17 protein-coding genes are annotated in these 22899 nt (G+C 67.3%); 9 read left to right on the plus strand and 8 right to left on the minus strand.

What is annotated here, in order from left to right; translation table 11 throughout:
- Nucleotides 1-2: 2 nt before the first annotated feature.
- The 8 genes from ppk1 to lpxH all read left to right on the plus strand — a co-directional run bounded on the left by ppk1 (nucleotide 3) and on the right by lpxH (nucleotide 11141).
- A complete protein-coding gene (gene ppk1 / locus LZ605_RS11420) occupies nucleotides 3-2090 on the plus strand; it encodes a polyphosphate kinase 1 (protein ID WP_249841802.1) in 2088 nt (695 codons plus the stop codon).
- A gap of 248 nt (nucleotides 2091-2338) precedes the next feature.
- Complete coding sequence (locus tag LZ605_RS23200; RefSeq protein WP_019338990.1) at nucleotides 2339-2632, plus strand: transposase; 294 nt, start codon at nucleotides 2339-2341, stop codon at nucleotides 2630-2632.
- Complete coding sequence (locus tag LZ605_RS11425) at nucleotides 2629-3462, plus strand: IS3 family transposase (RefSeq protein WP_404830271.1); 834 nt, start codon at nucleotides 2629-2631, stop codon at nucleotides 3460-3462. Before LZ605_RS23200 ends, LZ605_RS11425 begins: the two co-directional genes overlap by 4 nt.
- A gap of 216 nt (nucleotides 3463-3678) precedes the next feature.
- A complete protein-coding gene (gene ppx, locus LZ605_RS11430) occupies nucleotides 3679-5205 on the plus strand; it encodes an exopolyphosphatase (RefSeq protein ID WP_249841804.1) in 1527 nt (508 codons plus the stop codon).
- 317 nt (nucleotides 5206-5522) lie between these two features.
- Entirely contained in the window at nucleotides 5523-8462 is a 2940-nt protein-coding gene (locus LZ605_RS11435) for a TonB-dependent receptor domain-containing protein (RefSeq protein ID WP_249841805.1), read from the plus strand.
- A 172-nt stretch (nucleotides 8463-8634) separates the two neighbouring features.
- Nucleotides 8635-9780, plus strand: coding sequence for a glycosyltransferase family 4 protein (locus LZ605_RS11440; protein ID WP_249841806.1), 1146 nt, complete (start codon nucleotides 8635-8637; stop codon nucleotides 9778-9780).
- Nucleotides 9761-10300 (plus strand): phosphatase PAP2 family protein, encoded by a 540-nt coding sequence (locus tag LZ605_RS11445; RefSeq protein WP_249841807.1) that lies wholly within the window; start codon nucleotides 9761-9763, stop codon nucleotides 10298-10300. Before LZ605_RS11440 ends, LZ605_RS11445 begins: the two co-directional genes overlap by 20 nt.
- 94 nt (nucleotides 10301-10394) lie before the next feature.
- Complete coding sequence (gene lpxH, locus LZ605_RS11450) at nucleotides 10395-11141, plus strand: UDP-2,3-diacylglucosamine diphosphatase (RefSeq protein WP_249841808.1); 747 nt, start codon at nucleotides 10395-10397, stop codon at nucleotides 11139-11141.
- An 87-nt stretch (nucleotides 11142-11228) separates the two neighbouring features.
- Here lpxH and LZ605_RS11455 read toward each other — a convergent pair whose 3' ends face one another.
- Nucleotides 11229-12482 carry a M12 family metallo-peptidase gene (locus LZ605_RS11455; protein WP_249841809.1) on the minus strand — a complete coding sequence of 418 codons (1254 nt, stop codon included), beginning with the start codon at nucleotides 12480-12482 and terminating at the stop codon, nucleotides 11229-11231.
- A gap of 226 nt (nucleotides 12483-12708) precedes the next feature.
- On the opposite strand from LZ605_RS11455, the gene LZ605_RS11460 reads away from it, so the two are divergent.
- Entirely contained in the window at nucleotides 12709-14166 is a 1458-nt protein-coding gene (locus LZ605_RS11460) for a phospholipase effector Tle1 domain-containing protein (RefSeq protein ID WP_249841810.1), read from the plus strand.
- A gap of 66 nt (nucleotides 14167-14232) precedes the next feature.
- Here the strand turns inward: LZ605_RS11460 and LZ605_RS11465 are convergent, their stop codons facing one another.
- The 7 genes from LZ605_RS11465 to LZ605_RS11495 form a co-directional block, all read right to left on the minus strand.
- Nucleotides 14233-15048, minus strand: coding sequence for a ferritin-like domain-containing protein (locus LZ605_RS11465; protein ID WP_249841811.1), 816 nt, complete (start codon nucleotides 15046-15048; stop codon nucleotides 14233-14235).
- A gap of 18 nt (nucleotides 15049-15066) precedes the next feature.
- A complete protein-coding gene (gene purF / locus LZ605_RS11470) occupies nucleotides 15067-16533 on the minus strand; it encodes an amidophosphoribosyltransferase (RefSeq protein WP_057497638.1) in 1467 nt (488 codons plus the stop codon).
- Nucleotides 16534-16563: 30 nt separating this feature from the next.
- Nucleotides 16564-17325, minus strand: coding sequence for a CvpA family protein (locus LZ605_RS11475; protein WP_249841812.1), 762 nt, complete (start codon nucleotides 17323-17325; stop codon nucleotides 16564-16566).
- A gap of 43 nt (nucleotides 17326-17368) precedes the next feature.
- Nucleotides 17369-18394: an SPOR domain-containing protein gene (locus tag LZ605_RS11480; protein WP_249841813.1), complete on the minus strand. Its 1026-nt coding sequence runs from the start codon at nucleotides 18392-18394 to the stop codon at nucleotides 17369-17371.
- Between the two features lie 81 nt (nucleotides 18395-18475).
- Entirely contained in the window at nucleotides 18476-19747 is a 1272-nt protein-coding gene (gene folC / locus LZ605_RS11485; RefSeq protein ID WP_249841814.1) for a bifunctional tetrahydrofolate synthase/dihydrofolate synthase, read from the minus strand.
- A 41-nt stretch (nucleotides 19748-19788) separates the two neighbouring features.
- Complete coding sequence (locus LZ605_RS11490) at nucleotides 19789-20433, minus strand: histidine phosphatase family protein (protein ID WP_008268389.1); 645 nt, start codon at nucleotides 20431-20433, stop codon at nucleotides 19789-19791.
- A gap of 240 nt (nucleotides 20434-20673) precedes the next feature.
- Entirely contained in the window at nucleotides 20674-22839 is a 2166-nt protein-coding gene (locus LZ605_RS11495; protein WP_249841815.1) for a S46 family peptidase, read from the minus strand.
- Between the last annotated feature and the right edge of the window lie 60 nt (nucleotides 22840-22899).

Genomic DNA, 22899 nt, shown 5'->3' on the forward strand with positions numbered 1-22899 from the left:
CCATGAGCAGCCTCGGATCCCTCCCCCTCCCCGTGAGCCCGGACAACGATCCGTTGCGCGACCCGGCGCTGTACATCAACCGCGAGCTGTCACAGCTGGATTTCAACTTCCGCGTGCTGGCCCAGGCGATGGACCCGCAGGTGCCGCTGCTGGAGCGCCTGCGCTTCATGTGCATCTCCTGCACCAACCTGGATGAATTCTTCGAGATCCGTGCCGCCGCCGTCCGCCATGCGCAGGAATTCGGCCTGCCGCCGGCGCCGGACGGGATGAGCCCGCAGGCCATCCTCAATGCCATCCACGAACGCGCCGCCGAACTGGTGGACCAGCAGTACCGCTGCTGGAACGAGACGCTGCGCCCGGCGCTGATGGACGCCGGCATCGGCGTGCTCGGCCGCCATTCCTGGAGCGATCGCCAGAAGCGCTGGCTGCGCGCCTACTTCCGCAACGAGATCATGCCGGTGCTGTCGCCGCTGGGCCTGGACCCGGCGCATCCGTTCCCGAAGATCCTCAACAAGTCGCTGAACATCGTGGTGGTGCTGAAGGGCACCGACGCGTTCGGCCGTGCCGGCCACCTGGCCATCGTGCGCGCGCCGCGCTCGCTGCCGCGCATCATCCAGCTGCCGGAGAAGCTGGGTGGCTCGCAGAACTTCGTATTCCTGTCCTCGGTGCTGTCCACCTTCGTCGACGAGCTGTTCCCGGGCATGGAAGTCCAGGGCGCCTACCAGTTCCGCGTCACCCGCAACTCCGAACTGGTGGTGGACGAGGAAGAAGTGGAGAACCTGGCGCTGGCGCTGCGCGATGAACTGGTCGATCGCGGCTACCGGCCAGCGGTGCGGCTGGAGATCGCGCACGACATGCCGCGCGAGATCGTGCGCACCCTGCTGCAGAATTTCGGCCTGACCGAGAACGCGGTGTACCGCATCGACGGCCCGGTCAACCTCAACCGCATCATCCAGCTGTACGACCTGATCGCGCAGCCGGACCTGAAGTATCCGCCGATGACCCCGCGCACCCTGCGCGACAGCGACGGCATCTTCGAGATCGCCGCGCGCCAGGACCTGCTGCTGCACCACCCGTTCGATGCCTTCACCGCAGTGCTGGAGCTGATCCGGCAGGCGGCGATCGATCCGAACGTGCTGGCGATCAAGCAGACCCTGTACCGCACCGGCAAGGATTCGCTCATTGTCGATGCGCTGATCCAGGCCGCGCGCAACGGCAAGGACGTGACCGTGGTGGTCGAACTGCGCGCGCGCTTCGACGAGGAAGCCAACCTCGGCCTGGCCGATCGCCTGCAGGAGGCCGGCGTGCAGGTGGTGTACGGCGTGGTCGGCTACAAGACCCACGCCAAGATGCTGCTGATCGTGCGCCGCGAGGGCCGCAAGCTGCGCCGCTACGTGCACCTGGGCACCGGCAACTACCACAGCGGTACCGCGCGCGCGTACACCGACATCAGCCTGATCACCGCCGACGCGGACATCGGCAATGACGTGCACCTGCTGTTCCAGCAGCTGTCCGGCCTGGCCTCGAAGATGAAGCTCAAGCGCCTGCTGCAGTCGCCCTTTACCCTGCACTCCGGCATCCTTGGCCGCATCGAGCGCGAAACCCGCATCGCCGCCGCCGGGCGCCCGGCGCGCATCATCGCCAAGATGAACGCCCTGAACGAACCGCAGGTGGTGCGTGCGCTGTACGCCGCCTCGCAGGCCGGCGTGCAGATCGACCTGATCATCCGCGGCGCCTGCACCCTGCGCCCGGGCGTGCCGGGCGTGTCGGACAACATCCGCGTGCGTTCGATCGTCGGCCGCTTCCTCGAGCACAGCCGCGTCTACTGGTTCGGCAATGACGGCGCGCCGGAGATGTACTGCGCCAGCGCCGACTGGCTGGAACGCAACCTGCTGCGCCGGGTGGAAACCTGCTTCCCGATCCTGGACCCGGAACTGGCCAAGCGGGTGTACCGCGAGGTACTGCAGAACTACCTGGACGACAACCTCAACGCGTGGGAGCTCGATGCCAACGGCATGTACCACAAGCGCGCCCCGGCCCATGACGAGGCGCCGCACTCGGCCCAGATGGCGTTGATGCAGGGGCTGTGACCCGGTGTGTCGACCAAGGTCGACACCTGCCAGGAGCGGTAGGCACCGATTTTGATCGGGATTGGATCGGTGCCGACCAACGGTCGGCACCCACCATCAGATCGCAGAGAACTGTCTAAGGCGGGGTGGGTCCGGTGACAGGGGTGTGAGCCGCATGGCTGCGGCGACCCAGCCCCCATGGACGGGTTGTGGTGGTCTAATCAACTTGGACACTCGATAGGATCAATTTCGAGCATCGAGGTAGACCCATGGCAAAACAGATCACTCAGGGCATGAGGGATGAGGCGGTTCGCCTTGTCGTTGTGGAGGGGCAGACAGTCAGGGACGTCTGCCAGCTGATGGATGTCGGCCCGACGGCGCTGAGGCGCTGGATCGAGCAATGGCGGCGAAAGCATGACCCTCAGGCCGAGGCACCGCCGGTGGATGCCCAGGTCAGAATCGCCGAGCTGGAGGCCCAGAATCGCAGGCTCAAGGAGGAGCGCGACCTGCTAAAAAAATCCATCGCCTTCTTCATTCGGGACAGCGATCACCGGAACAGGTGATCCAGGAATTGGGGAAGGTCGCTCCGATCCGGTTGGTGTGTCAGTTGATGGACTATCCCCGTAGCAGCTACTACGCCTGGCTGCACCGGGAGCCCCGGATTGACCGGGCGCTGCTGGCCCAGGTTGATCTGGTTCGTCGCATTCATCAGTCCCATCGGGGGAGCTGTGGCTCTCGCAAGATGGCCAGGGAGCTGACCAACTGCGGCCTACCCATGGGGCGCTACCGCGCCCGGACGCTGATGCGCCGAGCCGGTGTCAGGGCGCGACAGCACCGGCGGCACAAGTACCACAGCCTTGGGCCGCAGGCACTGACGGCGCCCAACGTGTTGGAACGCCAATTCAACCCGGCGGCCCCCAACCAGGTCTGGGCAGGGGATATCACCTACATCCCGACCCAGCAAGGCTGGCTCTATCTGGCCATCGTGGTGGATCTGTTTGCCCGCCGGATCGTGGGCTGGGCTCACTCTCACGAAGGGGATGCCTGGCTGGCCGTCAGAGCCCTGCGCGGGGCGCTGAAACAGCGTCGTCCCAACGGGCGACTACTTTTCCACTCGGATCAAGGTCGGCAGTACACCAGCCATGCCATGGCCGAAATCCTGCGTGACAACGGCATCACCCAGAGCATGAGCCGGAAGGGCAACTGCTGGGACAACGCGGTGGTGGAACGGGTTTTCGCCACCCTCAAAGGGGAATGGCTTTACTCCAAATACCCCACTCGACAGGAGGCGGCAGCAGACATCGAGCAGTTCGTGGACTGGTACAACCACCGTCGGCTACACAGTGCCAACGGCCTTGTGCCACCTGCGCTTTGTGAAGAGCAGGTGGCCTGAACTCCCTTTGGGAGTGTCCAAAAATACTGGACCACCACAGGTTCACGGCGTCCCCTGCCATCGCCCCCCCCCGCCATCCCACGGATAGCCCGCTGTTGCTGTTGCCGTTGCTCTGGCCTCTGCGGGTGCAGGGCGCAGCCCTGCCGCACTCCCCTCTTCCAAAATGTGAAGGCCACGCGGTGACGAGCACACCGCCCCTTCGGCTAACATTCGTCCATGCCGCATACCACCACGACTCCGCCCGCATTGCAGGATGGCGACCTGCTGGCCGCCATCGACCTTGGCTCCAACAGTTTCCACATGGTCATCGCGCGCTACACGCTCGGCCAGCTGCGGGTGATCGACCGCCTGCGCGAAACGGTGCGCATGGCCGACGGCCTGGACGGCAAGGGCGGCCTCTCCGCTGCGGCCCGGCAGCGTGCGCTGGAGTGCCTGGCGCGCTTCGGCCAGCGCATCCGCAATGTACCGCCGCACCGGGTCCGCGCGCTGGCCACCAACACCGTGCGCCAGCTGCGCTCGCCGCAATCGTTCCTGGTCCCGGCCGAGACCGCGCTGGGGCACGCCATCGAAGTGGTCAGCGGCCGCGAAGAAGCGCGCCTGATCTACCTCGGCGTAGCGCATGCGCAGCCGCCCAAGCCGGGCCAGCGCCGGCTGGTGATCGACATCGGCGGCGGCTCGACCGAATTCATCATCGGCATGGGCATGCAGACCCTGGAACGAGAGAGCCTGCAGGCCGGCTGCATCGCCAGCACGCGTCGCTTCTTCCCGGGCGGCAAGCTCAGCCGCAAGCGCTGGAAGGACGCGCTGGCCGAGATCGGCCGCGAGTTCCAGCCCTTCGCCAGCAAATACCGCGCGCTGGGCTGGCAGGAGGCGCTGGGGTCGTCGGGCACGCACAAGGCGATCAGCGAGATCTGCGCGACGATGAAGCTGAGCAAGGGCGCGATCACCGCTGAAGCGCTGCCGCAGCTGCGCGACGAACTGCTGAAAGCCAAGAAGATCGACGACATCCAGTTGCCAGGCCTGTCCAGCGATCGTCGCCCGATCATCGCCGGCGGCATCCTGGTGCTGGAAGCCGCTTTCCAGGCGCTGGGCCTGCAGAAGCTGCTGGTCAGCAAGGCGGCGATGCGCGAAGGCATCCTCTATGACATCGTCGGCCGTGCCGGCGACAACGATCTGCGCGAGGAGTCGGTGGCTGCGCTCAGCCAGCGCTATGGCATCGACGCCGTACAGGCCGACCGCGTGCAAGACACCGCGCTGTCGCTGCTGGAGCAGGTGCAGGAGCGCTGGGCCCTGGATGCCGACGACGCACGCATGCTCGGCTGGGCCGCGCGCCTGCACGAGCTGGGCCTGATGATCGCGCACAGCGGCTACCACGTGCATGGCAGCTACGTGCTGGAGCACTCGGACATTGCTGGCTTCTCGCGGCAGGAGCAGCAGATGCTGGCCGCGCTGGTGCGCAGCCATCGCCGCAGCGTGCCCAAGACCGCGTTCGATGCCCTGCCCGAGCGCCTGCTGCTGACCGCACGCCGGCTGGCGGCCCTGCTGCGGCTGGCGGTGCTGCTCAACCGCGCGCATGAAGACGACCCGCTGCCGGCGCTGGAACTGACCGCCGACGACAACCGGCTGTCGCTGATCGTGCCGCAGGCGTTCATCGATGCCCGCCCGCTGCTGCGCGCCGACCTGATCGGCGAGAACGATGGCCTGGCCGGGCTGGGCATCCAGTTCCGCCCCTTCGTTGCCTGAATAGGCGTCCCCATCCGGGTCACGGGGCGACAGGGTGACGCGCTTCGCGCTCCCACTTTGCGCAGTCTGGCGGTTTTTTGTGCTGCCACGCAGCACGGCGAGGCCGCGGCCGTTTCCGTGAACCCCACGTAACCGCCTGCTTTTGTTCACGTTTCGTGAAAAGGCCGGGCGCGTCACGACATAAATGGATACGAACTCTTTACAGAGCATTAACCAACGAGACTACTATCGGGTTACCGGCTCGGTCATTGGCCATGCCGGCTTCCTTCGACGCCCGCTTTGGCGTCCTTTGCACGACCTGAGAGAGAGAGCTCGCCATGACTTCACGCACCACCGCACTGGGGCAGGCCATCCGCTACGCCCTGGCTACCACTGCAGCGCTGGCCGCCCTGCCCGCCTTTGCCCAGGACGGCAGCAACGCCAACCCGACCAACCTCGACCGCATCGAGATCACCGGCTCGCGCATCCGCCAGGTGGACGTGGAAACCGCGCAGCCGGTGTTCGCGATCACCCGCACCGCCATCGAGCAGCAGGGCTTCAGCTCGGTCGCCGACATCCTGCAGAACGTCACCGCGATGGGCAGCCCGGCGATCAGCCGCGCCAACGCGCTGACCGCAGGTGAGAACGCGGGCGGTTCGTACATCGACATGCGCAACCTGGGCACCCAGCGCACGCTGGTGCTGATCAACGGCAAGCGCCTGGGCATCAGCACCTCGGGTTACCAGGACATCTCCACGATTCCGGTGTCGGCGGTGGAGCGCATCGAAGTGCTGAAGGATGGCGCGTCGGCCATCTACGGTTCCGATGCCATGTCCGGCGTGGTCAACATCATCACCCGCTCCAATGTCACCGGTGTGACCGCCAACGTCTACCACGGCCAGTTCAGCCAGGGCGACGGCGCGCGCGACCGCTTCGACGTGGTGGCGGGCTGGAGCAATGACCGCATCTCGCTGACTGTCGCGGCCGAACATGCCGAAGAAAAGGCCGTGTGGGCCAAGGACCGTGGCTTCAGCGCCTACGGCCTGACCGACCGCCATGCCGACAACCTGACCAACTGGGCCACCATCAGCCAGTACGGCCAGTTCACCGGCGTGAAGGGCCGCCCGGGCTGCACGTCGAGCAGCGGCTGCAACTACTCGCTCAACCGCGGTACCGACCCGACCAACCCGGCCAATTACCACATCACCGATCCGACCGGGTTCACCGGCGACGTCAGCAACAGCAACGACCAGATGCACCTGAACTTCCCGCTCAAGCGTGATTCGGTGTACTTCGACGGCCGCTTCAAGATCACCGACAACGTCAACTTCCGCACCGAGCTGGGCTACAACAAGCGCAAGGCCGTGCGCCAGATCGCCGGCTACCCGCTGCAGTCGAGCACCGCCGGCGTGGGTTCGATGTCGATCGACAGCTACTTCAACCCGTTCGGCCGCCAGCACGGCTACGCCACCCCGACCGCCGTGGCCTGGAACCGCCGCACCTGGGAAGTGCCGCGCGTGACCACCAGCGAGCTGAAGACCTACCGCGCGGTGGCTTCGTTCGACGGTTCGTTCGAGATCGGCAGCCGCTACTTCGATTGGGAAGCGGGCTACCAGTACAACCGCAACGAGCTGGAAACCATCGCCACCGGCAACCTGCACAAGGCGCGCGTCGCCGGCGGCGTCGGCCCGTCGTTCTACAATGCAGCCACCGGCAAGGTCCAGTGCGGTACCGCTGCCGCGCCGATCTCCTATGACGTGTGCAAGCCGTGGAACCCGCTGGTGCCGTACGGCACGATCGATCCGAACGGCATCGACGGCAACGCCGACCTGCAGGCCTGGCTGTTCCCGCCGGAAGTCACCACCGGCAAGACCACCAGCAAGAACTTCTTCGCCAACATCGCCGGTTCCATCGTGACCCTGCCGGCCGGCGATCTGGGCTTCGCCTTCGGTGTGGAAAGCCGCAAGGAAACCGGTGAGTACCGTCCGGATCCGCTGGCGCAGACCGGTGCCACCACCAACCTGGCCGCTGGCCCGACCGGTGGCGGCTACAAGGTCAATGAGGCGTACCTGGAAATCAACGTGCCGGTGCTGGCGGATCTGCCGGGTGCGAAGGAACTGACCTTCAACGGCGCTACCCGCTTCTCCGACTACGACACCTTCGGCAACACGCTCAACAGCAAGTTCGGCTTCAAGTGGAAGCCGTTCGACCAGCTGCTGGTCCGTGGTACCTGGGCAGAAGGCTTCCGCGCCCCGACCATCAGCGATCTGTACGGTGGTGGCTCGCAGACCTTCGCCCAGTTCAGCGATCCCTGCGACGTGCAGTTCGGCTCCTCGCGCACCAGCGCCGAAGTGCGTGCACGCTGTGCCCGTGACATCGCCAACGCTGCAACCTTCCGCCAGCTGCGCCAGGGCAACCAGCCGGTCGCCACCTCGGTGGACGCGACGCCGGTGCCGTTCGTGTCCGGCTCCAACCCGAGCCTGACCCCGGAAACCTCGACCAGCAAGACGCTGGGCCTGGTCTGGAGCCCGAGCTTCATCAAGAACTTCAACGCCTCGCTGGACTGGTGGAAGATCCGCATCGACAACACCATCGTTGCCGACAGCCCGACCCAGATCCTGATCGACTGCTACGAGCAGGGCATTGATGCACGCTGCCAGCGCTTCACCCGTGACAAGTCGACCGGCCCGACCGCCGGCATCGTCGATACCCTGCAGTTCGGCAGCCGCAATGCCGGCTTCATGGAAACCGAAGGCTACGACCTGGACCTGAACTACCGCCTGGAAACCAGCGTCGGCAAGTTCAACGCCGGTTGGGCCACCACCTATGTCAGCAAGAGCGAGTTCCGCTCGACCAACGACAGCACGGTGGTGCCGACCGTCTCCAACGGCATCGGCAGCAACTTCCGCGTCCGTTCGAACCTGGTGCTGGGCTGGGATCTGGGCAACTTCGGCGTCAGCTGGACCGCGCGCTACTACTCCGGCGTGAAGGAACAGTGCGTGGACATCCGTGCCTATCCGGACGAGTGCTCCGATCCGGGCGTGTACGCCCCGTGGTACAAGGGTGCACGCAACTACAACGAGCGTGGTTCGGTCACCTTCCACGACGTGCAGTTCCGTTACTCGCTGCCGTGGGACGCCACCGTTTCGGTCGGTGCCAACAACGTGTTCGAGAAGACCGGCCCGATCATGTACACCAAGCCGAATTCGGCCTTCTCGTACTACGGCGGCTACGACATCGGTCGCTTCGTCTACATGAAGTACCAGCAGCGCTTCTGATCCATCGCGCTGTGATGTGATGCACCACGACCACGGCCCTTCGGGGCCGTGGTTTTTTTTCTGCCCGGCGCTGTCCATACGGTGGCCGGCAGCGGCGTCATCCAGCGGTCGCAATACGGTCATGTTGGCTACATCGCCAGGCCCGAGCATGCCCGAAACCCGGAGGCCCGCCATGCGCTATGCCATCGTCACCGAGACCTATCCGCCGGAAGTAAACGGCGTTGCCCTTACCGTGCAGGGGCTGGAACAGGGACTGCGCGCGGCCGGGCACGAGATCGACCTGGTACGCCCCCGCCAGGCCAGCGAAGCGCTCGATTCGGCGCCGGGCACCCTGCTGGTACCGGGCGCGGCGCTGCCCCGTTACCCGGGCCTGCGCTTCGGCCTGCCGGCGCCGATCCGGCTCGGTCGGCACTGGCAGCAGCAACGCCCCGATGCGGTCTACGTTGCCACCGAAGGCCCGCTGGGCTGGTCGGCGCTGCGCACCGCGCGCCGCCTGGGCATTCCGGTTGCCAGCGGCTTCCACACGCGCTTCGACGAATACCTTCCCGATTACGGCGTAGCCTGGCTGCAGGCCGCGGCGATGCGCTGGATGCGGCGCTTCCACAACCAGGCCGATGCCACCCTGGTGCCGACCCGCGAACTGCAGCAGTTCCTCGGCGAACAGGGTTTCGAGCGGGTGCGCCTGCTGGCCCGCGCGGTCGACAGCCAGCAGTTCGATCCGGGCCGGCGCGATCCCGCGCTGCGCGAAGAATGGGGCGTGGATGGCAACGGCCTGGTGGCCATCTATGTGGGCCGCATTGCCGCCGAAAAGAATCTGGGTCTTGCGGTGAAAGCGTTCCGCCGCCTGCAGCAGATCCGGCCGAAGGCGCGCTTCGTCTGGGTCGGCGATGGCCCCGCCCGCGAGAAGCTGGCGCATGAGAACCCCGACTTCATCTTCTGTGGCATCCAGCGCGGCGATGCCCTGGCCCGGCACTTCGCCAGCGGCGACCTGTTCCTGTTCCCCAGCCGCAGCGAGACCTTTGGCAACGTGACTCTGGAAAGCATGGCCAGCGGTGTGGCAACGGTGGCCTTCGATTACGGTGCCGCGCGCGAGTACCTGCGTACCGACGAGAACGGCGCGGCGGTGGACAGCGATGAGCAGTTCATCGACGCCGCCGTGCAGCTGGCGGGCGATGATGCGCAACGGCGCGAGCTCGGCAGCAACGCCGCACGTGCGATGAAGCGACTGCATCCCCAGCAGGTAGTGGCCGAGTTCGATGCCCTGCTGGCCGAACTGGCCCAGTCGCGGAGGAGCGGTCATGCGCACCACGCCGCTTGAACTGCTGGCCGGTCGCGAAGCGCGCCTGTGCCGGCGAGCCAACCATTATTGCCGGCGCCGCCGCGTGCGTCGCCTGTTCGCGGTGATCAGCCGGCTCGGCGATGGCGTGTTCTGGTACGTGCTGATGGGTGCACTGCTGCTGATCGATGGCTTTGACGGCCTGCGCGCGTCGGTGCACATGGCCGCCACCGGGCTGGCTGCGCTGCTGCTGTACAAGGGCCTCAAGCGTTGGACCCGACGTCCCCGCCCGTACGCGGCCGACCTGCGCATCCGCGCCTGGGTGGCGCCGCTGGACGAGTTCAGCTTCCCCTCCGGGCACACGCTGCACGCGGTGTCGTTCACCATCGTCGCACTGGCCTACTACCCGTGGCTGGCGCCGCTGCTGGTGCCGTTCACCTGCGGCGTGGCCCTGTCGCGCGTGGTACTGGGGCTGCATTACCCCAGCGATGTGCTGGCCGCCACCGGCATCGCCATCGGGCTGGCCTCGGCCAGCCTGGCCTGGTTGCCGCTGCCGGTGTAGCCCTCGGGATCAGATGCCTTTTCCTTCGGAGAGGGATCTGACCCCAGCTACTCCTGCGGCGCTACCGTCATCGTTGATGCCCTAGAATGCGGGCATGACCACGTTGTTCATTTCCGACCTGCACCTGGACCCCAGCCGTCCGGAGATCACCGACCTGTTCCTGCGCTTCCTGCGCGAGCAGGCGCCCGGCGCCGATGCCCTGTACATTCTCGGCGACCTGTTCGAAGCCTGGATCGGCGACGACACACCCTCGCCCGCCGCCGATGCGGTGGCCGATGCGTTGAAGGTGCTGTCCGACAGTGGCGTGCCGGTGTACTTCATCCGCGGCAACCGCGACTTCCTGCTCGGCGAGGACTATGCGCGCCGTGCCGGCCTGCGCATCCTGCCCGACCCGTGCGTGATCGAGCTGTACGGACGCCCGGTGCTGCTGCAGCACGGCGATCTGCTGTGCACCGATGACATCCCCTATCAGCAGTTCCGTGCGCAGACCCGCGATCCGGCGTTCCAGGCACAGTTCCTGTCGCAGCCGCTGGCCGCTCGCATCGCCTTCGCACAGAAGGCACGTGACGCCAGCCAGGCCCGCCAGTCGGAAATGAAGCAGGGCGATCGTACGCAGTTCGAGACCGTGACCGACGTGGCGCCGGCCGAGGTCGAGGCCACCTTCGTGCGCCATGGTGTGGACGCCATGATCCATGGCCATACACACCGCCCGGCCATCCATGCGCTGCAGGCCGGTGGCCGCGACCGCACCCGCATCGTGCTGGGCGACTGGTACGAACAGGGCTCGGTACTGCGCGTGGATGCCAGCGGCTGGTCGCTGGAGACCCTCGCGCGCGACTGATGGATCGCAGGCTGCCAACCAAGGTTGGCATCTACCAGAGCAGGTGCACGCGCCCTGGTAGACGCCGACCCTGGTCGGCGCCTGGGCTCAGCGGAAGGCGGCGATCGTGTGCTTGGTGTTGACCAGCACGCGCTGGTTGTCGGCGGTACTGGCATTGCCCATCGGGATGCCGTTGTAGCTGATGTTCGGGTTCGACCAGTAGTTCAGGCGCGGGCAGCTGCGGGTGCAGTTGTAGGCCATGATGGTGCGCCAGCCGGTGCCGCTGGACGGTTCATAGCGGTAGCCATGGCCATAGGCATAGGGCGAGGTGCTCGGGTCGGTGGCGATGTCATGCCGTGCGCTCTGCAGGTGGCCGATCTCGTGCGCGAAGGAGTAGTACCCAGTCGCACAGTCCCAGTACACCGCCGCGAACGCGGTCGACGCCGTCGAGCCGATACCCGAGGCCAGGCCGCAATAGGCGCTGTTGTTGATCAGCAGTACGCCGACATCGGCGGTGGTGGTGTTGCGGCTGGTGTGGATGCTGTCCATGTAGCCATCGCTGGTGCCACGGAACCGCGCCAGGTCGGTATCGAAGCTGCCCGACTCGCTGTAGCTGGTGGTCTCGTAGCCGGCCAGCTGCAGGGTGAGGCCGACGTTGCTGTTGGTGTAGCCCTGGTTGGACTCGGCCACCGCCAGCTGCACCAGCGACTGCATGTTGCCGCCGTAGGCCGCCACCGCCGCGTTGGTTGCCACCACCAGCACTCGGATGGTGGCTGGGGTGCCCGACGATGCCTGCGCGATGCCGATGCGGTCGCTGTCGCCCATCGGGATCTTCGGCAACTGGTTGTAGTCGGCCGGATGGTCGGCCGGCATCCGCGATTCGTCCACCTCGACCAGCACATGGCGGTTGCCCAGCGGGCGCAGTCGGTACAACTTGCCGTCCTTGCGGATCGAACCGGTGAGGGTGTTGCCCGAGCGCACCAGGATCAGCGAATTGCCCGGATCGTCCTGGCCGTTGGAGGTCGCGGCGGTCAGCTTGTCCGAAGGCGAACGGAACTGGCCATACCAGATGCTGCCGCCGTCGGGCAGCGCTTCGAGCTTGCTGCGTACTGCCTGCACGCGCTGGCCGAGCAGCTCGAACTCCAGCTGCGTCGATGCAGTGGCTGCCGCATCAACGCGGACTTCCTGCACCGTGGCCGTGGACGGGGTCGCCAGCAGCTTGCCCAGCGCGGGCTCGCTCGACGCCGAGGCGCGACTGAGTACCGTCACCGGTTCGAACAGGGGAGCCGCGTGTGCGGCCGCTACCACCGACAATCCCAACACCAGGCCATCTGCCGCTTTGCCAATCGATCTGGACAACATTGCGTCGCTCCTTGAATGATGTGAACAGCGTTGATGCAGCACGACCCGGATCTGCCGGGTTCGGCCATCTGGCCTGCGCAGGTCGTGTGAATTCAATAGATGATGAGAATGAAAATCGGGAAATGTGATCGACCGCATCTGCGTTCAGGCAGGTCAAAAGCGTCACTACACGTCGTCAACACACCACTTTCGCGCTACCGTGACGCAGCCACGACGGGGAATGCACATGGCACCATCGCAGGACACGGACGAAGCTGTCGGCTTGCTGCGGATTGGCCTGTTCTTCGACGGCACCCGCAACAACGCGCACAACCTGGCGCGCGGCCGCCCGCAGCAACCGCAGCCGCGACCGGCGCAGATGCGGGCCGACGATGACTCGACCTACCAGAGCCGGCTGACCAGCAGCTACGACAACGGCCTGACCAACATCGCGCGATTGCAGCAGCTGTATCCGGACAGCCGCCGCCAAACCCATGCCTCACCCTCGCTGTCGATCTACGTGGAAGGGGTGGGAACCCGCGATGATGCCGACGACGATCTGATCGGACTGGCGTTCGGCATCGGCGCCAGCGGCGTGCGTGCCAAAGTGCAACGCGCATTGCAGGTGCTGTTGCCGGCGGCGCTGGCCGCGCTTTCCGCGCGCTGGACAACGCCGCTGCGGCGCGTGCAGCTGGACCTGTTCGGCTACTCGCGCGGTGCCGCTGCGGCACGTGACGTCGCCAGCCAGCTGCAGGGCTGGGACAGCGCGCGCTGGCGGCAGCAGTTGCAGGCCTCGGGCCTGGCCTGCACGGAGGACTTCGCACCGGCTACACCGGTGGTGCGTTTCATCGGCCTGTTCGACACGGTGGTAGCAGTCAACAGTGGGCGCGCGGACGAGCAGCCGCAGGTACGGCTGCGCGACGGCGTGGCCGCGCACGTGGTGCAGTTGACCGCGCGTGACGAGCATCGCCAGCACTATCCGCTCACCAGCGTGGCGCCCCCGTTTGCCGAGATCGCGTTGCCGGGGGTGCATGCCAACATCGGTGGCGGCTACAACCAGGTGGAGGAAGGACCGAAGCTGCTGAGCCGGCCTCGGCGCCAGCAGCTGCGTCGCCCCGCCGTTGCCGATTACCAGACACCGCCGCTGGCGGTATTGCAGGCCACCACGGCCTATGCCGAAGCGCAGGCCGATGCCGAGCGCTGGCGGCAACAGCTGGGGGCGGGCGCGAACGAGGTCTGGGTGGACGTCTGGCACCAGTGGCAGCAGCAGCGCCGTGCGGGCAGCCGCAGCGTGCTGCTGGCACCGACGCTGTATGTGACCGCGGCGGTGGTGCTGCGCCGGCGCATCGACTGGCGCTACCAACTGATCGCACTGCAGGTGATGCAGCAGCACGCCATCGACGCCGGTGTGCAGTGGCGTGGCCATGCCGCCGATGTTGCCGAGTGGGCGTTGCCCTCCGCCCTGCAGCCGATCGCGCGTCGCCTGGTGGCTGGGCAGGCGCTCACCCAGCCGCAGGAAGCGTTGCTGCGCCGGCGTTACCTGATGCAGTCGGCGCACTGGAATTTCGACGCGCTGGGCGACACCGCACTGACCTACGCCGCTGACGCCGGGGTCAGCGAACTGCCCTACCGGCCCGGGCCCGGGCTGTTCTACATCAACCGCCCGACGGTCGACGGCAAGCGCGTGGTTTTGCCCAACGCATGAAAAAGGCGACGGAGGGAATCAAGTCGTCTGTGGCACAAATGCCTTGACTCCCTCCGTCCCCTCTTTTCAACCCGCCTGCTCGACCAGGTTGGCCAGTTCGTCGGCATCGAAGCCGGCCAACAGGCGGGCTTCCATGTTGAACGGCCCGTGCAGGTAGCCGCCGGCGTACTCCACCAGCAGCTCCTTGAAGCGTGCGCGCGGCTCGACGCCGGCGCGGTCGCAGTACCAGCGGTACCAGCGCGAACCGGCGGCGACATGGGCCACTTCCTCGCGCAGGATCACCTCCAGCACTTCGGCGGTTTCACCGTCGCCCACATTGCGCAGCTTGTCGATCATGCCCGGGGTCACGTCCAGGCCACGCGCTTCCAGCACGCGCGGCACCAGCGCCATGCGCGCCAGGCCATCGTGCGCGGTCTTTTCGCACATCTCCCACAGGCCGTTGTGCGCGGGAAAATCGGCGTAGTCGTGGCCATGGGCCAGCAGCCGTTCGCGCAGCAGCATGAAGTGCCGCGATTCGTCATCGGCGCAGCTGACCCAATCGGCATGGAAGGCCGACGGCAGGCCGCGGAAGCGATACACCGCATCCCAGGCCAGATCGATGGCGTTGAGCTCGATGTGGGCAATGGCGTGGATGAAGGCGGCGCGCCCCTCCACGCCACCCAGTCCGCGTCGCGGCACCTCGCGCGGATGCACCAGCACCAGCTGCGCCGGCCGACCCGGCATGCGGATCGGCTCCGGCGCCGGCGCATCGGTGGCCACCTTCAGCCGGCCGGCGCGGAACGCGGCGGCATGGGCCTGGGTCAGCGCCACCTTGCGCAGCGGATCGGCTTCGGCCAGGCACTGCTGTGCAGCGCGCAGCAGATCGCCTCCTACGTCGGCCATATCCACCACGCCTGGACCTCAGGCGCGGCGCTTGTGCTTGGCGTCGTCCGAACGCAGCTGCTGGATGCGCTCGAAGTAGCCCGGCTCGATGCCGGTCGGGTAATGCCCGTTGAAGCAGGACGAATCGAAGCTGCGCAGCGCCGGATTACCTTCGCTGACCGCCGCCTCCATGTCCTCGATGTCCTGGTAGATCAGCCAGTCGCAACCCAGGTGGGCTTCGATCTCTTCCACGCTGCGGTTATGCGCGACCAGCTCTTCGGCGGCCGGCATGTCGATGCCGTAGATGTTCGGGAACCGCACCGGCGGCGCGGCGCTGGCCAGGTAGACCTTGCGCGCGCCAGCATCGCGGGCCATCTGCACGATCTGCTGGCTGGTGGTTCCGCGCACGATCGAATCGTCCACCAGCAGCACCACGCGGTTGCGGAACTCCAGGTGGATCGGGTTGAGCTTGCGGCGCACCGACTTCACCCGTTCACCCTGCCCCGGCATGATGAAGGTGCGGCCGATGTAGCGGTTCTTGATGAAGCCTTCGCGGTACTTCACCCCCAGCACGTTGGAGATCTCCAGCGCGGCGTCGCGCGAGGTATCCGGAATCGGGATGATGGTGTCGATGTCGTGGTCCGGGCGCAGGCGCAGGATCTTCTCGCCCAGCTTGATGCCCATGCGCATGCGCGCCTTGTGCACCGAAACGTTGTCGATCATCGAATCCGGGCGCGCGAAGTACACGTACTCGAAGATGCACGGGGTGTGCTCGGCCGGTTCGGCGCAGATCTCCGAGAACAGTTCGCCACGCGCGGTGATCACCAGCGCTTCGCCCGGCTGCACGTCACGCACGCGCTGGAAGCCCAGCACGTCCAGCGCGGCCGACTCGGAGGCGACGATGTACTCATCACCTTCGGCATGGCTGCGCTTGCCCAGCACCAGCGGACGGATGCCGTGCGGATCGCGGAAGGCCACCAGGCCCAGGCCCAGCACCACGCTGACCACCGCATAGCCGCCCTTGCAGCGACGGTGCACGCCGGCCACCGCACGGATCGCGGCCTCCGGGCTCAGCTGGCGCTGCTGCTCCAGCTCGTAGGCGAACACGTTCAGCAGCACTTCGCTGTCCGAATCGGTGTTGACGTTGCGGCGGTCCTGCTCGAACACCTGCTGGCGCAGCGCCTCGGTATTGATCAGGTTGCCGTTGTGCGCCAGCGCGATGCCGTAGGGCGAATTGACGTAGAACGGCTGCGCCTCGTCCATGCCTTCCGAGCCGGCGGTCGGATAGCGCACGTGCGCGATGCCGACGCTGCCTTCCAGGGTGGACATGGTGCGGGCATCGAATACGTCCCGGACCAGGCCGGTGGCCTTCTGCACCCGCAGGCGACTGCCGTTGGCGGTGGCGATGCCTGCCGCGTCCTGGCCACGGTGCTGGAGAACGGTCAAGCCGTCATACAACTGCCCGGCGACGTTCTGGTTGCCGACGATTCCGACGATGCCACACATGGTGCGAGGTCTCCGCTGGGCTGTGCCCAGTTACAAGGAAGATGGCCGTGCCTGGCCGGGGATCCCGCCCGCGTCAGGCGCGGGCCGGGCCGGGCGCGCGGGCACCGGCTCGATGTTGCTGGGCAGTGCGGGGGCCCGCCTGGGCTCCGGCTCCACGTCCACGGGCCGCGGCCATCCGCCGCCCGCCACTACCTGGTTGAGAACGCCATTATCGCCTGTCACCGTCGGCTTGCCCAACACCTGCTGCGAAGATGGGGCGTCCTCGGCCAGAGGCAAGGGCAGCCGCGCCGGCAGCAGGGCCTGCAGCGGCAACGCCTGCGGCAATACCTCGTCCAGCTGTGGCAGTTGCGCCTGCATCCACGCCACCGCCGGTTGCAGCATCGGGCGCAGCTGCGACTGCTGCCACGCCGACTCACCCGGCAGCGTGGTGAAGCCGGCCAGCAACAGCAGGACGCAGGCGAAGAACGCACCGCGGACCGCACCCAGCGCCCCGCCCAGCAGACGATCGACGCCACCGAGCAGGGTCAGTTTGATCACCGCCTTCAGCAGCAGGCCCACCAGGCCTACCAGCACCACGGTGGCCACGAATACGCCCAGATAGCCGGCCAGGTAATGGCCGCTGCCCGGAGACTGCGGCGCCGCCCACCAGTGGGATGCCTGGTTGCCGAAGGTGAACGCCGCCCAGCCGGCCAGCAGCCAGGACACCAGCGCCACCACCGTACCGACGAACCCACGGATGAAGCCGAACAGAGCGGACGCGCCGATCAGCACGCCCAGCACGATGTCGATCACGCGACCCGCTCCTGCCTTCGACAGCGGCGGAGTGCGCGTCCGGTCACGGGTGCGGGCGGACCATGCCGGCCACGCCGACCTTGGCGGCGACCTGCGCCTTCAGCTGTTCGGCATCGGCACGGTTGGCCACCGGCCCGACACGGACCCGATGCAGGGTGCCCTTTTCAGTGCGCACCTGTTCGACGAAGGCGCTGAATCCGGCGGCGCGGACCTTGTCACGCAACGCGTTGGCATCGTTGGCCTGGCCAAAGGCGCCCAGCTGCACGGCGAAGCCGACGCCTGCCGCGGCCGGTGCGGCCGGGGTGACCGGCGCGGCCGCCGGCTTGCTGGCGGTGGCTTCCGGCTTGGGGGCTTCCGGTTTCGGTGCCGGCTTGGGCGGTTCCGGCTTGGCCGCCGGCGCGGTGGTGGCGGTCGTCGTGCTCGGCGGCAGGGTTTCACTGCGCACCGGGTTGCCATTGGCCGACGGTGCGGTGGCTGCGGCAGGGGTGCTGGCGCTCGGCGCGGCCGGCGCCGGGGTCGCAGCGGCCGTGCTGCCGGTGGCCGCATCCAGCGTGATGACCTCGGCCTTCACGTCGGAACGGATCTTCACCGCCTGCAGCCGGCCGGCTTCGGCCTGCGCGCGGTCGGCATACGGCCCGACGCGCACACGCCAGGCCTGGCGGCCATTGAGGGTGGTGGTTTCACTGAAACCGGGCAGCTGCGAGCGCTGCAGGTGGGCGATCACCGCGTCGGCGTCGGCCTTGCTGCCGTAGGCACCGAAGGTGACTGCATAGTTGCCGGCGGCCACGGCCGGCGAGGTATCCACCGTCGGCGGCGTGGCCGGCGCGGCGGCATCGGCCAGTGGCCTGGCCTGGCCGCTCTGCAGGCCGGTAGCGCCACCGGCCGGCGCGACCAGCGGCAGCTCACGGGTTTCGAACTGGCCATCGGCCGGCGCATCCGGCGCGGCAATCGGCACATTGGCGACACCGCTGTCCGGCGCCGGTCCCTTGACCAGCATCGGCAGGAAAATCACGGCCAGTGCCACCAGCACGATGGCACCAATCAGACGCTGTTTCAGAGGCGTATCCACGTGAGGCAGGCAACTGTCCGGAGGTTGCGGTCGATTATACGGGTGCCGGACCGGGCGGCGTCGGCGTTGGCTGAACGTGGATCAGGCCGGGTCCTGCAGCCATTGCAGGGCAGCGGCGGCGGTATGGAAGGAACCGAACACCAGCACCCGGTCGCCCCGCTCGGCCTTCGCCAGCACCTGCGCCAGCGCCTGCTCGACGGTGCCGGCCAGGGCCGCGCTGGCGGCTGCGGTATCGGCCAGCCGATCCTGCAGCTGGCCCGCGCTCTGCCCGCGCGGGCCGTCCAGGCCGGCCAGGGTCCACGCCCCCACCACCTCCTGCAGTGCCTGCACCACGCCCACCGCATCCTTGTCCTGCAGCGCGGCGTACACCGCCAGCGTGCGGCCGCCGCACACCTCGGCCTTCAGTGCACGGGCCAGCTGGCCGGCAGCCTGCGGGTTGTGGCCGACATCGACGCGGATCTGCACGCCATCACGCTCGAAGGCCTGCAGGCGGCCGGCGATGCGCGCCGCCGCGATACCCGCCGCCCACGCGGCACGCGGCACCGGCTTGTCCAGCGCGCGCAGCGCGGCCACGGCGGCGCCGGCGTTGGCCAGCTGGATCGGACCGGCCATCGCCGGGGTCGGCAGCTCCATGCGCAGGCCAACGTCGCGCCAGCGCCAGCGCTGGGCATCGATCGGCTCGTAGAAATAATCGCTGCCGCCACGGATCGCGTTGGCCCCCAGCAGGTAGGCGCGCGCCAGCACGCTGGAGGGCGGATCGGTCTCGCCGAGGATCACCGGCTTCCAGCCACGGATGATGCCGGCCTTCTCGGCCCCGATCGTCTCGCGGTCTTCGCCCAGCCACTCGGCATGGTCGATGTCCACGGTGGTGATCACCGAGACGTCGGCGTCGACGATGTTCACCGCGTCCAGGCGGCCGCCGAGCCCCACTTCCAGCACTGCCAGGTCCAGCCCGGCGTCGGCGAACAGCTGCAGCGCCGCCAGCGTGCCGTACTCGAAGTAGGTCAGCGTGGTGTCACCGCGGGCGGCCTCGATGGTGTTGAAAGCGGCCACCAGCGCAGCATCGTCCACGTCCTGGCCGTCGATGCGCACGCGCTCGTTGTAGCGCAGCAGGTGCGGCGAGGTGTAGGCGCCGACCTTCCAGCCGGCGGCCCGCGCGATGGCCTCGATGAAGGCCACCGTGGAGCCCTTGCCGTTGGTGCCACCGACCACGATGGTGCGCTTGGCCGGCGCGCCCAGCCCCATCGCCGTGGCCACGGCGCGTACGCGCTCCAGGCCCATGTCGATGGTCGCCGGGTGCTGGCGTTCAATGTAGTCCAGCCAGTCGGCCAGGGTGGTCGGGGTGTTCGTCACGGCAGCGGTTCCAGCAGAAGCAGTTGATGCGAGGGGATGGATCAGAGAGCGCGATGCTTGGCTTCACCGAAGAACGGCGTGTGGTGGGCGCAGTCGTTCAGGCGCACCACTTCCAGGCTGTCCAGGTCGGCGCCTTCGAGCAGGTTGAGCGTGGTTGGCGCCTGGCGGAAGGTCCACAGGCGGGAAATCGGCAGGCCCAGCACCTTGCACAGGATCACCCGGTTGACCGCGTCGTGGGCGACCACCAGCAGGGTGTCGTGCTCGCCGAGGCCTTCGGTGGCACGGGCCAGGCCACGCCAGCTGCGTTCCAGTACCAGGCGCAGCGATTCACCACCGGGCATCAGCACAGTGTCCGGCTCCTCGCGCCAGGCCTGCAGGCGCGACGGATCCTTCTCGTGGATCTCGCTGGCCAGCAGCCCTTCCCATTCGCCGTGGGCGATTTCCTGCAGTTCCGGCTCGGTCAGCAGCATGTCGGCACGGGCGGCGCCCAGCGCCAGCTGCGCGGTGCGCTGCGCGCGCGACAACGGCGAGGCGACGGCACGGGTGATGTCGACCGAGGCCAGGCGGGCACCCAGTGCCTGGGCCTGGGCTTCACCGATCGGCGAAAGCGGAATATCAATCTGGCCCTGGTAGCGGCCTTCGGCGTTCCACGGCGTTTCACCGTGACGGGCAAGCAGGATGCGCATGCGAACAAGGGGTCCTGGGGGGAGGAGGTTTCCGCGTTTCGTTCACATCCTGTGAAGTACGCGGAACAGGGATGATACCTGTTCGGCGCACCGGGCCGGACCGGGCATGAAAAAACCCCGCGACGTCGATCGCGGGGTTTCAGGTTTCCTACCGATTCCGCCGGGCATGGCCCGGCGCTGCCGAACGCGGCCGGTAGATCCACGCCATGCGTGGATGGACCGCCAGCGACCGCAAACGGATCATTTCACCAGTTTCAGTTCCTTCAGCAGCTGCGGCGCCGGCGCCACTTCCTGCATGATCCACTGCATGTAGCGGCTGTCGACCGAGATCATGCGCGTCATCACCGGGTCGAACACCCAGTTGGAGCTGACCGATTCCCAGTTGCCGTCGAAGGCCAGGCCGACCAGCTTGCCGTTGGCGTCCAGCACCGGCGAACCGGAATTGCCACCGGTGATGTCCAGGTTGGACAGGAAGTTCACCGGCACCGAGCCGATGCGCTTGTCTTCCAGGCCGCCGTAACGCTTGGCCTTGACCGCATCGAGCAGCGCCTTGGGCGCATCGAACGGATCCACGCCGGTGTCCTTGGCAACGATGCCTTCCAGCGTGGTGAACGGGGTGTAGGCCACGCCGTCCTTGGGCTCATAGCCCATCACGTTGCCGAAGGTGATGCGCAGCGACAGGTTGGCATCGGGGTAGACGAACTCGCCCTGGCTCTTCTTGTAGTCGGCCAGTGCCTGCAGGTACAGCGGACGGGCGGTCAGCGATTCACCTTCGCGGATCTTCTTCTGCTCTTCCTGCTTCAGCAGCGAGGGCATGACCGCCACCGCGTACTGGATGGCCGGATCGCTGCTGGCCTCGAACGCGGCGCGGTCGGCCTTGAACCACTTCAGGCGCGCGTCCAGGCTGCCCAGCTCGGTGCCCGACAGCTTGCTGACCAGCGCCTTGACCGCGTTGGCATCGCTGCCGCCCAGCCAGCTGTTCAGCACCTCGTTGTTGCGCTGCGCGGCCGGCAGGGCGACGTACTGGTCCAGCCAGTAGGTCTGCAGCTGCTGGTCCATCTTCGCCACGTAGCGGCGATCCATCTGCTTCAGACCGCCTTCCAGGGTCGGCAGGTCGCGCTGCTGGTAGCCGACTTCACGCTCGGCGTCCGGCTTGGCACGCTCGATCGACAGGCGGTACAGGCCGATGGCGGCGCTGACCGCCTGGGTGTTGTTGAACTGGCCGACGAACAGGTCACGCTCACGGGTGGCCTTGCTGGTGTCCAGGTGCTTGACCAGCTGCGCGTGCGCGGCCAGTGCCGGCTTGCCGGCGGCGCCCTGCTTCTTCAGCCAGGCCAGCACGGCCGCTTCCTCGGCCTGCTTCTGGCCGGCGGCGTCGATGCGCTTGAAGCCTTCCAGCTGGCCCGAATAGTTCTTGGCCACGTTGTTCATGCTGGCGGCGGTGGCGGCGTACTTCACCTTGACGTCGGCGTCGGCCTTGCCGGCCTCGTCGATCATCTTCAGTACCGCGTTGTAGTGCTTGGCAATGGTCGGGTAGGTCCAGTTGGCGGTTTCATTGAACTCGCCGGCCAGTGCGTAGCGGTTGGTACGGCCCGGATAGCCAGCCACCATCACGAAGTCACCGGCGCCCAGCGGCTGGTCGGTGAACTTCAGGAAGTGCTTGGGCTGGTAGGGCACGTTGTCGGCCGAGAACGCGGCCGGCTTGCCATCCTTGCCGACGTAGGCGCGGTAGAACGAGAAGTCGCCGGTGTGGCGCGGCCACATCCAGTTGTCGACGTCGCCGCCGTACTTGCCGACGCTGCCCGGGGGCGCGTAGACCAGGCGCACGTCCTTGATTTCCATGTTGCGGAACAGGCGGTAGGTGTTGCCGCCGGAGAAGGTGTACAGGCGGCAGCGGAAGCCGTCCTCGGCTTCACAGGCGGCGACCTGGGCCTTGTCGAAGGCATCCAGCGCACGGCTGCGGGCCAGCGGATCGTTGCCGGCCGCGGCAATGGCGGCCTTGGCCTGCGCGGTGACGTCGGTGATCTGGTCCAGCACGTAGACACGGGCGTTCGGGCCGGCGCTCAGTTCATCGCTGTGCTTCGGCGCGTTGAAGCCGTCCTTGATCAGGTTCTTCTGCGCGGTCGAATTGAGCTGGATGGCGCCATAGGCACAGTGGTGGTTGGTGACCACCAGGCCCTGCGGCGAGACGAAGCTGGCGGTGCAGCCGCCGAGGGCAACGACCGCGCCCATCGGGTCGCCGGTCAGGTTGGACAGCTGCTCCGGGGACAGCTTCAGGCCGGCCTTCTGCAGCGGGCCGGCGATTTCCGGCAGCTGCTGCGGCACCCACATGCCTTCAGCGGCATGGGCGACCTGGGCCAGCCCGAGGCTGGCGACGATGGAGAATGCAAGCAGGTTCGAGCGCATGGAGCGGCCCCTGGTAGTGGAACCCTCGATTGTAGCCCGCTGCCCTGCCCCGGCCCGAAC

The sequence above is a fragment of the Stenotrophomonas maltophilia genome (genome assembly GCF_023518235.1).
Lineage (GTDB): Bacteria > Pseudomonadota > Gammaproteobacteria > Xanthomonadales > Xanthomonadaceae > Stenotrophomonas.